This is a genomic window from Marinilabilia salmonicolor (genome assembly GCF_003003035.1).
GTDB lineage: Bacteria > Bacteroidota > Bacteroidia > Bacteroidales > Marinilabiliaceae > Marinilabilia > Marinilabilia salmonicolor_A.
In genome coordinates this window covers 25,262-38,220 of sequence record NZ_PVTS01000009.1, presented here as the reverse complement: position 1 = coordinate 38,220, position 12,959 = coordinate 25,262, and the positions used below count along the sequence as shown (strand labels likewise).

Genomic DNA, 12,959 nt, shown 5'->3' with positions numbered 1-12,959 from the left:
GTTTTGATTTCTGGGTTTTGTAAGTTTTGAGACATATCAGAACATTGAAGAGCAAGTAACCGTTGCTCAGTGTTCCATGCACCATACACTCTGGCCATCTCACCCTCAGACCCTTTTACCATTAAACCAAAATCACCGATGATACCAAAGAAACTGACCATCCAAGGCATGTATTCCTATCAGCAGAAACAAACCATCGATTTCGAGACGCTCACCCAAGCCGGGCTTTTTGGAATATTCGGAAGTGTGGGCTGCGGCAAATCTACGATATTGGAGGCCATCTCATTTGCCTTGTTTGGGCAAACGGAAAGACTCAATGCCCGCGACAACCGCAACTACAACATGATGAACCTGAAATCGAATGAATTATTCATTGATTTTGAGTTTGCATCAGGCAATGAGGCTTACCGGTTTATGGTTCATGGTAAACGAAACAGCAAAAAATTTGAGGATGTAAAAAAACTGGAGCGAACCGCTTATCAGTTAAAAAATGGTACATGGGAACCTGTTTCTGAAGATTCTGCAGAAGAAATAACCGGGCTAAACTACAATAACTTCCATCGAACCATCATCATTCCGCAGGGGAAGTTTCAGGAGTTTTTGCAACTAACAGCCAAAGACCGGACCAATATGTTGGGGGAACTCTTCAACCTCAACAAATTTGAGCTTTATGGCCGCGTGGCCGATATTGAACGCAGTAATGACCAGCGCTTGCAAAACTTAAACGGCCAACTTGAAAACATTGGAAATATTGACCCGGAAGAGATAAAAAAACTGGAGACCAAGTTGAAAGACACCTCTGAAGAACTAAAAAAAGCCAATGAAGAAATAGAAAAGATCCAAAAACAGATCAAGGAGCAAGAAGGCATCCGCGATCTTCACAAAAAGTTAGCGGAAAGCAAACGTCTTCAGGAAAAACTGTTGAAAGAAAAAGAACAAATTGACCGGCTGGAAAAGGAGCTTCAGGAATATGAAATTTTCACCCGAATTTTCCGATCCCCATTAGAGCAAGTCAACCGGCTGACAAAAGAAAGCAATAAGATTAAAGGAGAACAAAAGCAAGCCAAAGAACAACTTCAGAAGCTCCAAGAGCAATACGCATCACTCACAGAGGCTTTTCAAAAGACCAAACAGGCATGGGAACAGCGCGATAAGTGGCTTCGCGAAGCTGATGAACTTGGGAAAATGGCTGATATCCGAAAACTAAAAGCAGAAATTGAAAAAGAGCAGGAGCGGCATAAAAAGGGCAACCTGATGGTTCAGCAAAACCTGGACATCCTGGAAGAACTGAAAAAAAAGCAAAAATCCATCAAAGAAGAGGTAGCCAAAAAGAAAGAAGTTCTCCCCGATCTTAAGGTTCTGTCGGATGTGCGGGAATGGTTCTCTCAATTCAAACAGCTGAAAAAGGAACAAAAGGAGGCCAAACATCTGCAAGAAGAAACTGACGAGGCCGTGAAAACCTTACAAAAACAGCTTCTGGATATTGCTGATAAATACAGCGTACCTCAAACTGAGAACTCCCGGGATTTAATTCATAAATTACAGGAAACCCTCGCCAACAATAAAAAGCAACTGGAAGAGGAGAAAGCTGAGATGGAAGCCCAATGGCATCATCTGCAGGTACAACATCAATTGCAAAAGTATGCCCATGAACTGGAAGACGGTAAGCCTTGTCCCCTCTGTGGTTCAGAACACCACCCCAATATTTTAAAAGCAGATGATCTGTCGTCCGGAATTAAAGAAATTAAAGAGAAACGTGAGAAAAATCAAAAGAATATTTCGCTGCTAAGTGAGACTGAGACAACGCTTTTACGTTTATCGGATCGGCACGACAACCTAAGCAAGGATCGTAAAAAACAGACTGAAAACCTGGATGAACTCACAGTGCAAATAAAACAACACAACGCAAAATTTCAATGGAAACAGTTTTCTCCAGAAAAAGAAGATCAGGTGACCGAAGCTTTTAAGCAATCTGAAATCATCAGCAAAGACATAAAAAAGCTGGAAGCTGAACAGGAAAAAATAAATACAGACACCGAAAAAGGTGAGAAGAACAAAGAAAATTACCGGAAGCTTCTGGATGAAATTGAACGTTCCATTGTGGACAAAAAAAGCCGCATTGAAATCCTCTCCGATCAATTCAAAGAAGTTAATCCGGAACAGCTTAAAGAAGTTTCCACCGACGAACTCACACAAAAGGCAGCAGGACTGAAAACGCAGCATGCCGAAATTGGGAATCGTTACCAAAAGGAGGAAAAACTGGTGGCCGACACCGGCAAAGAAGTGGATATGCTGCGTGGTCGTATGGAAACCCGGGAACAACATCTGAAACAAACTCAAAAAGAAATAGAAGTCATAAATCAACAGCTTGAACAATTGCTGAAAGAGCATGGTAATCTTCCACTCGAAAAAGTTTCAGAGATTGTTTTTAAACCTTTTGAAATTGATGCTACACGCAAAAAAATTGAACAATACAAGCAGGAGCTGAGCTCAAACACCAATACAATTAAACAATACGCGGAAGAGCTTAACGGGCAGACTTTTGACGAAAAAAAATACCTGGAACTCGCACTGGAAAATCAAAAACTCAACAAAACAATAGAGGAACTCAACCGCGCCTGGGGAGAAGCCAACACCACACTTTCCCGCCTGAAGAAAGACGAACAAAAGGCAGGAGAACTAAAAAAAGAACACGACAAAGTACAGGAGCGGGCCGAAAACCTCAAAATGATGAAAAACCTCTTTAAGGGCGGGGCTTTTGTCAATTATATTTCCACAGTCTATTTACAAGAGTTGGTAAGAGCTGCCAATGACCGTTTTTACCGATTGACCAACCAGCATCTCTCCCTGGAGCTGGCATCAGATAATTCTTTCCAGGTGAGAGATTACATGAATGAGGGACACCATAGAAGCGTCAAAACCCTGTCGGGGGGGCAAACCTTCCAGGCTTCTTTGTCACTGGCACTAGCATTGGCCGACAGCATTCAAAAGCATACTTCGACCAGCGGCAATTTTTTCTTTCTGGATGAAGGGTTCGGAACATTAGACCGCGAATCGCTCAACATTGTGTTTGACACGTTGAAATCACTGCGTCACGAGAACAGGATTGTGGGTGTCATCTCACATGTGGAAGAGATGCAGCAGGAGATCTCGACCTATTTGAAGATTGATAATGATGATGAAAAAGGAAGTCAGGTTAAGGCGAGTTGGGAGATATAATCATCTTCCCCAGGCACCGGGAGTTTCCCCAAATTCCTCTTTAAAGCATTTTCGAAAATGGGCCACACTCTGAAAGCCCACCTCCTCAGCCACCTGAGAAACAGGAATGTCATCCTGCTTCAAATAAACCGAGGCTTTATGCAGTCTGATTTTTCGAAGATAATCAGCGGCAGAAACACCTGTTAATGCTTTAAATTTCCGGTAAAAAGTGGAACGGCTCATGTTCATCTCATTACTAAGTATCTCCACACCAAAATCGGTTTCAGAGTAACGATTTTCAATAATATTATTGACCGATTCAATAAATGACTGATCTCTTTTGTTAAGCGCTTCTCCGGAGATGAATACTTGAGGCTGGTGCTCAAAATGCCGCTTCAACTTTTCGCGATTCTCGAGTAATGCTTTCAACCGGGCCAAAAATATCCGGCTGTTGAAAGGTTTTTCGATGTAATCATCCACCCCCATTTCAAATCCTTCAATATGCATTTCGGGATCTGTCCGCGCCGTCAACAAAATAAAGGGAATGTGAGAAGTCTGTATGTCTGCCTTCACTTTGCGACAAAATTCTATACCATCCATCACAGGCATCATTACATCCGAAATAATCAAATCCGGGGTAAAATCGCCCATTATTTCAAAGGCTTTCCGTCCATTTTCAGCCACCATCACATTAAACCATGTATCCAACAATCCTCTCAAAAACTCAGAAAGCTCGTGATTGTCCTCCACTACCAAGATATTCTGCTCCCCAAACTTAGAAAACCCATTATTTCCCGAAAAAACAACAGGGATTTTCTCCTGAATTAAAGGTTCTTCATTGACGTTCTTAAAATCACGATTCGCAAAATGGTCTCTACCTTTCAAGAAGGTCAAAACAAACTCAGATCCTTTCTCCAACTCACTTTCAACATGGATGGTTCCTTTCTGAATTTCTGTAAGTCCTTTCACTATTGTCAATCCAATGCCATGTCCTGCCGCCTGTCCCTGCCCCTTTTCAGAACGGTAAAAACGATCAAAAGCATTTGCCACCTCTTCCTCCGACATTCCCATCCCCTGATCCTGAACAACCAAAGAAAACCGGTCGGAATTCTCTGCCACACTGACCAAAATGGTTCTGCCACCCGGCGTATATTTTAGAGCATTGGCAACCAAATTGTAGAGAATCTTCTCTGTTTTATCGACATCCAACCAAATCTCCAGCTTTTCCACTGAACTGAAAAAACCAAGATCAATTCCTTTCTTTGATGCCAAAATCTGAAACGACTCCACAATCCCTGCGGTAAAAGCAACAATATCAAACCGGGAGATGGAAAGCGCCAATTCGCCCTGATCAAGTTTTCGCAGATCTATCAGCTGATTTATCATGTTCAACAACCGAAAGGCATTACTGCGAATCGTCTTCACGGCTTTACTCTTCGTACTCTCCAGGTTATCAAGATGGGCCAGAATTAAAGTCAGGGGAGTTCGAAAATCGTGAGAAATATTGGTAAAGAACCGAAGCTTAGCCTGATCTGCCTCATGAAGTTTTTCAGATATTTCCACAATTTGCCTGTTGCGGTCTCTCAGTTCCCGTGTCTGCTCCTCCACCCGCTTCTTCAGCAGAAAATTGCGCTTACGAATTTGCCTCAATCGTATTTGGTAACCAGCAAAAACCGTCGAGAGCAGAAGCAGTACCAAAAACGATTTAAACCATCCCGTTTGCCAAAACGGAGGAACAACCTCAATATCCAATCGCGTTACCGGCCCATAATCGGCATGACTGTAGGCAGCCTGGACTTCAAATATAAAATGGCCCGGGGGAACGGCCGCATACCGCGCTTGCCGGTTGTTTCCCTCCAAAACGGTCCATTCATTCTGCAATCCGGCCAACCGGTACCGGAAAACATTTTGATTGGGCACGTCAAAAGGATAGGCATTAAAATTTATGGTAAAAGAGTTCTCGTCATAGTGGAGCTCCAATCCGGAGGTGTCCCCCAGAGGTTTATCCATCAAGATCCTCTGGTTCACAGTATCTCCGGGCAAAATTGGCCGGTTAAACAAAGTAAAACGCTCCAAAGTAGCCCTGACCTTTGAACGAAACGGATCAATATCATGAGGATAAAAACCGACAACTCCGGTGTAGCCACCATAGTAGATTTGGCCATCATCGCCCACAAAATGGGCATCATCCATAAAAAAATCGTTGGACAAGTAAGTTTTAAAATCACCGGAAACAGGATTAAACCTGCTAATCCCCCGATTGGTACTCATCCAGATTATTCCTGAAGAATCAATGTTAAGGCTATAGATGATATTATTGCTCAATCCATCCTGCTCAAAATATCTTTTTACGACCTCTCCCTCACCGATACTGAACAAATTAAGACCTGAATTGGTGCCAATCCACAAACTGTCACCGTCATCCGCCATACAATACACTTTGTTATCCGACAGCTTGTGGGAATTTTTCTGAACCGTTTCAAAGGGTTTGTCCCACTGATCGACCCTGAAAATTCCGTTTTCATCCTTTGCAATCCAGTAATGACCATTTTCATCCCTTACAATATCCCTGAGACTACCCGACAAATACCCTTCCTGGTCGCTAAGATTAATGACCCTGTCCAGAGTCATGAATTCCAGCTTCACCCAACCAATATTTACGGAAGAAGTCACCAGTAAAGTTCCCCTGTCCCATTCCTTGATCACATAACTCTGATGCGGCCATCTCCAGTTGAATCGCACATCCACCGCCTCAATGCGCTCCTCTTTCTCATTGAAAACACACAATTCACCCGATTCCCCAATCCAGACATTGCCCTTTGAATCCTCAAATATGGATCGAACATTATTGATGGGACGGTTATTCCCGTCTTTGGTATGATAGTGACTAAAATATTGCTGATGTCCATCAGGAAAAATAATTCCGACTCCGTTTCGATCGAACCCCAGCCATAACTCACCGTTTTTCCTGCGACAGATAGCTCTTACAGGATCTGCATCGGGCCTGCTTAATGAAGTGGCATTCCAGTTGAAATGCAAAAACTGGTTTTTCTCATAATTGAAATGGTTTATGCCGTTTTTCTGTGTACCTATCCAGAGATTTCCAAGTTCATCAAACTTCATGTGGGTAACATTATATCCTTTAAAGGTGTAGTCATTCTCTGCATCATAGGAGAATCTACGTGAACTCCAGCCTTCCCCATCCTTTTGAATTCTGACCAACAGATTATATCCGCCAATCCAATAATCCCCATTAAAAGCGGCAAAACTGGTTATCGAGGAAATTCTCAAATCAGAAAGTCCGATATCGGAATAATAGAAAACGGCCATATTTGAGCTAAAATCATAGGGGAGTTTATACATGCCATCCCCTGAAAGAGCCATCCACCCATCCTCCACCTTTTGCATGAAGTAACAGGGAACTGTAGATATTAATTCAGGCTCCCTTTTCAACGTTTGCTGCTCATCATCAATCTTCCACTGCAAAACGCCAAAATCTCCATAGAGCAACAATTTATCTCCACGCTGATCAATACCATTGATATATCCCGGAGTACTGAACGTGTGGCAGTCCTCTGTATTGATGTTCAAAACACCAGCCCGGCTGCCCTGGCTAAACCAAACCAAAGAATCATTGAATTGCCAGAAATTATTTTCCGGAAAAATCCCAACATCTTCAAAAATTTTCTGACTAAATCTTCTGAACTTTTTTGACGATGCCACATACTGATTCAAATCTCCTTCCCGTGTGGTTACCCAGACATCTCCATCCATTCCTTTACCCATCGAGACAATATGATTCCCAGAAATTTCTCCTTCCAGCCCGGCTCCCGGCTTAAAGATTTTAAAGTTATATCCGTCATATTTATTCAGTCCATCAAGTGTCCCTGCCCAAATATTTCCTTTGTCATCAATAACAAGACCGTTAATGTTATTCTGTGATAACCCGGTAGAAATATCAAAATGGTCGAACCTGGGTGTTTGAGCAAAAACCAGTTCCGACAAAAATGACAGCAACACAATTACAAAAAAAAGCCTCATTATTTATCTGATCATCTGATACATGAAACAATTCCATCCGGTTTTGACACAAAAACATCTACTCTCCGGGGTTAACAATCCTTAAATTGCCTTCACAAATTAATACTAAAAAGAAGAACTATGAAAAAATGTCTTTCTCTTTTATCTGTAATTCTGCTGATATCGATGACCGGGGTAAATGCCCAGGGCGACCGGGAGGAACTTTTTAACGGGAAAAACCTCCGGGGCTGGGAAGTACTCAACGGAAATGCCCCTTACGATGTGGAAGACGGGATGATTATTGGTACCTCAGTTACTAAATCTCCCAACACCTTCCTTGCCACCAAAAAAGAGTACACCAATTTCATTCTGGAATACGACATGAAAATGGATGAGGGATTGAACTCGGGTGTTCAAATTCGGAGCCACAGCAACAAAGAATATAACAACGGACGCGTACACGGACCACAAGTGGAATGTGAAGACTCGAAACGTGCATGGGCCGGCGGTATCTATGACGAAGCCCGGAAAGGCTGGCGCTACCCGTTGGACTATAACCCCGGGGCCAAAGATGCTTTCAGGAAAGGTGAATGGAACACCTTTAAGGTGGTCGCTTTCGATCATCATATTATGACCTGGGTCAATGGGGTACCTGCCTCAAACCTTGTTGAAGACGATATTGAAACCGGTTTTATAGCCCTCCAGGTGCATAGCATTGGCAATAACAAAGAGTTGGAAGGCAAAAAAATAAGGTGGAAAAACATCCGGCTAAAAGAAATCAACGAAAGAGACTTTGAAGAATACAAAAACATGAAAGCTCCGGAAGTAAGTTATCTGAAAAATCAGCTTACCGAACGCGAAGAAGCCGATGGCTGGAAACTGTTGTGGGACGGAAAAACCACCAGCGGCTGGAGAGGTGCCAAACTGGATCACTTTCCTGAAAACGGTTGGAGCATCAATGATGGCATCCTGAAAGTTCACGCCTCAGGAGGTGGTGAATCGACCAATGGTGGGGACATTGTCACCGAAAAGCAATACTCAGATTTCATCCTGATCGTAGATTTCAGCATCACAAAAGGAGCCAACAGCGGCATCAAGTATTTTGTGGATACTGAGTTGAACAAAGGAGAAGGCTCTTCCATTGGTTGCGAATTCCAGATCCTTGATGACGAGCATCATCCCGACGCAAAAATGGGAGTTAATGGTAATAGAACCATGGCATCCCTTTATGATCTCATCACGGCCAACGGGTATGAATACAATACCCATTTACCCCGGGAGAAATATGTCAATGGTTATGAAAACTGGAACCGTGCAATGATTGTGGTAAATGGTAAAAAAGTTCAGCATTTCCTTAATGGCATCAAAGTCGTGGAGTACGAACGCGACACCCAGATGTGGCGGGCTCTGGTGGCTTACAGTAAATACAGCAAGTGGCCTGCCTTTGGTGAATATGAAAAAGGAAACATCCTGCTTCAGGATCATGGCAATGAAGTAGAGTTCAAGAATATAAAGATAAAAGAGATTAGTCGTTAGTAATTAGTTAGTAGTAATTAGCCAGTAGTAAGTAGTTGAAATTGCTAAGAAACAACATACTAACTAAGAATCTGGCTATAGTTTAAAATAACGTTTTTACAATTTGAGATTGCTTCGGGCTAAGCCCGAAGCAATCTCAAAACAAACACACGTTACTATAAACTTAAGCTAAGAGTCTTTATGCAAACCAATTTTCAACATCCAATAAAACCAAAACCATGAAAAAAAATAAAAACTCAAGAAGAGAATTCATCAAAAAATCGGCACTAGGAGCCGCCGGCCTTACCATTGCCGGAATGGGCATGAGCCCTAAAAGTTATGCGGGAATTATGGGCGCCAACGACCGCCTGAATGTGGCCATCGTTGGCCTTGGTCGCCGATTAGGTGCCTACATTCCACCCATCTCAGACCCCAAAAGCAATGTTCGATTGCTTTACCTGTGCGACGTGATGCAAAGCCAAATGACTAATGCAGCCAAAAGATTTGGAGAAGTGCTGGATTACAGACCCAAACTTGAAGAAGATTTCTTCAAAGTAATTGATGACAAAGATGTGGATGCCGTATTCCTGGCCACACCCGACCACTGGCACGCACCAGGAACCTGGCTGGCAAATGCTGCCGGGAAACATGTGTATGTGGAAAAACCCTGCAGTCACAATCCTTATGAAGGTGAATTACTGGTAAAGTCACGCGATCGCTACGGTAAGGTCATTCAAATGGGTAACCAACAGAGATCCTCAATTGAAACCATCGAAATCATCAAAGAAATCCACAATGGAGCTATTGGTAAACCTTACATGGCAAAAGCCTTTTACAGCAATGGGCGCGGAAGGGTTGTCAATCCCACCAAAGCAGCTCCTCCGGAAGGTCTGAATTGGGAATTGTGGCAGGGACCGGCCCCCCGAAAAGCTTACGAACACAACACCTGGGACTACAACTGGCACTGGTATGGATGGGACTATGGAACAGCTGAAACAGGCAATAACGCCGTGCATGAGTTAGACGTGGCCCGATGGGCTTTACAGGTCAGTTTTCCTGAGGCCGTGATGGTCAACTCGGGTAAATATCACTGGCCGGATGATGGCTGGACGATGTACGACACCATGGATGCCACCTTTCGTTTTCCCGGAAATAAAATCATTCAATGGGATGGCAAGAGCAGGAATTCCCACAAAACCTATGGTGCCGGGCGTGGAACCATCATTTATGGTACTGAAGGAAGTGTGTGGGTTGACCGGGGTGGTTACAAGCTGTTTGACCGAAACGGCTCTCTCATCAGGGAGAAACAATCAGGAAGCAATGAAGGTGGCACGCAACTGGGAGGCGGTGGAGATATGTCAACCCTGCATGCTCAAAACTTCTTTGAAGCCATCAGAGGCAAAGAAGAATTGCGTTCCCCAATCGATGAAGGGGCCACCAGCACCCTGCTTGGACACTTGGCAAACATCTCCTCGCGTACCGGGGAGTCACTTATATGTGACCCAAAAAACGGACACATCACCAATAGCTTTAAAGCTATGGAATTATGGGAAAGAACTTATGAAAAAGGCTGGGAACCAAAATTCTAATAACATCTTCCACAAAAATGCATTCCTGATGAATACCCCGCTGGACATCGTCTTTTGGGGTATTGATCAGGCTTTAGCCGATCAGGTTACTGAAAAAGTAGTCACCCATATTATGGAATTACAAACCATTCTGGATCGATTTAATTCAGAAGCCGAAACTTTTAAGGTTAACCAAACTGCCTTTTCGAAAAGGATGGTCATCAGTCCCTTTCTTTTTGAAAGCATCAGCAACGGGATGAAATATTTTCAAAAGTCGGAGGGCTATTTCAATGTATTTGCCGGAAAAGTCTATGCCTCCTTAAAAGAAAAAAGTTCATTTTCAGAAAATTCCCTCCCCATACATCCACCGAAAGATATTATTAAAATAAATACGTCGAATAATTCCATACGGTTTCTTCATCCTGCTGTATCCCTGGATTTTGGAGGAATAGGAAAAGGACTGGCGTTGGATGAAACATCGAAGATATTAGATGAATTTGGTATTAAAAATACGTTTATCAGTTTTGGAGGCAGTTCCATCCTTACCAAAGGACATCATCCACATGGTGATCACTGGCCCTTTTCATTGAAGAGTCAGAAAATTGCAGGAGATATCTGGCCGCTGAGAAATGATGCCGTTTCTGTCAGCTGTTCCGGCCATGGGAGTGGAAAAACGCCACACATCCTGAATCCCAAAACGGGAGATTATCCCCCCTCCTTTACCTCAGTTGTTCAGAGTGTAAGTGCCACGGAGGCGGAGGTTTTATCAACTGCCCTTATCGCAGCACCTGGTGAAAAACATCAGAAAATTGCCAGCCATTTCAATGTGAAGAAATGGGCTGTTTTCCCAATTCATTAAAACACACAAAATCTATGCAGGATAAAATACAGTCAAGAAGAGAATTCCTCAAAAAAATGGCTATCACAGGTTCAGTGGCAACGCTGGCTGCCTCACCATGGCTTAGTGCTTTTGCGCAGTCATCTACAGCCGGTAAAAATGCCTCAGACAGGGTAAGACTTGCCGTTATTGGCACAGGCAGCCGGGGTAAGCAGCTCCTGCGCCTTTTATTTGAAATAACCGAAAGCAGCAACCTGGAAATTGCAGCTCTTTGTGATGTTTATCAACCCAATCTGCAGGAAACGAAGAAAATGTGTAAAGAACAAAACATGAATCCGGTTCTTTACAACAATTACGAAGATTTGCTAAACAAAGAGAAAGTAGATGGCGTAATCATTGCCACTCCACTGCACCAGCACGCTCATATTGCTATTGATGCAATGCTTGCAGGTATTCATGTTTTTTGCGAAAAATCCATGGCTCGCACATTGGACACCACAAAAGCCATGTATGATGCACATAAAGCAACCGGAAAGATCCTTCAAATCGGCCATCAACGCCTTTTCAACCCCGTTTATCTCGAGGGAATGCAGCGCATACACAATGGAGAACTTGGGAAACTGGGACAAATCCGCGCCTACTGGCATCGAAACAACGACTGGCGGCGCCCGGTTCCTGACAATACCATCGAGATGGAGCGCTTCATCAACTGGCGATTGTATAAAGAATATTCAGCCGGATTGTTAACTGAACTAATGTCACACCAGATTCAGGTGGCCAACTGGGCCCTTCAAAAAACGCCGGTATCAGTAACAGGAACCGGAAGTATTGTGTACTGGAAAGATGGACGCGAGGTAAACGACAACGTGGCGCTCATCTATTCTTACGAAGATGGCACACAGTTTATCTATGACTCCATGACCAGCAACAAAAAATACGGTTTGGAGGAACAAATCATGGGACACAAAGGCACCATTGAGTTTGAAACCAATCGCTACTATACTGAAACGCCTCCTCCTGCACCTGGCATACTCCAGTTGCTCAACGATATGGAATCAGGATTTTTTGGCAAAGTGATGATTGGTGGTGCCAGCTGGGTTCCCGAAACAGCAGTAAAGTACAATGGGGAGCCCATCATCGAAAACACCGACTTTTATGACACTGCACTTCAACTGGAAGGCTTTGCCAAATTCATCAGAGCAGGAAAAGCACCTGAATCACTTACCCGGGAAGGATATAACGCAAGTATCTGGACGCTTTTGGGCGAAATTGCCATTGAAACAGGAGAAAAACTAACGCTTGCCAACAAATATAAGATATAAATGAAAGTAAGTTAGTCGTTAGGCAGTTGTCAGTAGGCAGTAGTTATTTCTCTTGATAACGACACACCCAAAGAACTAACACAATCATATAAACAGCACATTTCAAAGGGCTTACAATTCGAGCTATATGAAAATAGCTCAATTGCAGGTAGTTAGCCTACATGAAAAAGGTGTGGAGGATTCCGATCCGCCACTTTTAAGAACTCAAGCAAAGCGTATTTTGCGACATTCCCAAAGAACTAACGAAATCACCTAAATTGCAGATTTTAAAGTGAATATAAATTTAATTAGATGAAACGAGCATGGCAATGATTGCCTCAAAAGAATATGTATAAGTTCTTTCATGCGAGTTCCATCAGACCAATAACTTAAACAAATTTTGTACTGATGAAACGAGCATGATATTTTTTAAGCATAAATATCACAAAAGAATATGTTTAAAAAATATTATGTGAGAGCGAAGCGGTTACATTCGTTCTCAAATTTTTAATTAGTTTT

General features: G+C 43.0%; 6 protein-coding genes. 5 read left to right on the top strand and 1 reads right to left on the bottom strand.

What is annotated here, in order from left to right:
- Window positions 1-138 precede the first annotated feature (138 nt).
- On the top strand, window positions 139-3,219 hold the full coding sequence (locus BY457_RS10505; RefSeq protein WP_106153289.1) for an AAA family ATPase: 3,081 nt from the start codon (window positions 139-141) through the stop codon (window positions 3,217-3,219).
- On the opposite strand, the gene BY457_RS10500 is transcribed toward BY457_RS10505, so the two are convergent.
- Window positions 3,220-7,239, bottom strand: coding sequence for a hybrid sensor histidine kinase/response regulator transcription factor (locus tag BY457_RS10500; protein ID WP_106153288.1), 4,020 nt, complete (start codon window positions 7,237-7,239; stop codon window positions 3,220-3,222).
- 120 nt (window positions 7,240-7,359) lie between these two features.
- Between BY457_RS10500 and BY457_RS10495 the strand changes: the two genes are divergently transcribed.
- From BY457_RS10495 to BY457_RS10480, 4 genes are all read left to right on the top strand, one after another.
- Complete coding sequence (locus BY457_RS10495) at window positions 7,360-8,754, top strand: 3-keto-disaccharide hydrolase (RefSeq protein ID WP_106153287.1); 1,395 nt, start codon at window positions 7,360-7,362, stop codon at window positions 8,752-8,754.
- A 218-nt stretch (window positions 8,755-8,972) separates the two neighbouring features.
- Window positions 8,973-10,322 (top strand): Gfo/Idh/MocA family protein, encoded by a 1,350-nt coding sequence (locus BY457_RS10490; protein ID WP_106153286.1) that lies wholly within the window; start codon window positions 8,973-8,975, stop codon window positions 10,320-10,322.
- A gap of 28 nt (window positions 10,323-10,350) precedes the next feature.
- Entirely contained in the window at window positions 10,351-11,160 is an 810-nt protein-coding gene (locus tag BY457_RS10485) for an FAD:protein FMN transferase (RefSeq protein WP_181256454.1), read from the top strand.
- Window positions 11,161-11,174: 14 nt separating this feature from the next.
- Window positions 11,175-12,461, top strand: a complete 1,287-nt coding sequence (locus BY457_RS10480) for a Gfo/Idh/MocA family protein (RefSeq protein WP_106153284.1) — start codon at window positions 11,175-11,177, stop codon at window positions 12,459-12,461.
- Window positions 12,462-12,959 lie beyond the last annotated feature (498 nt).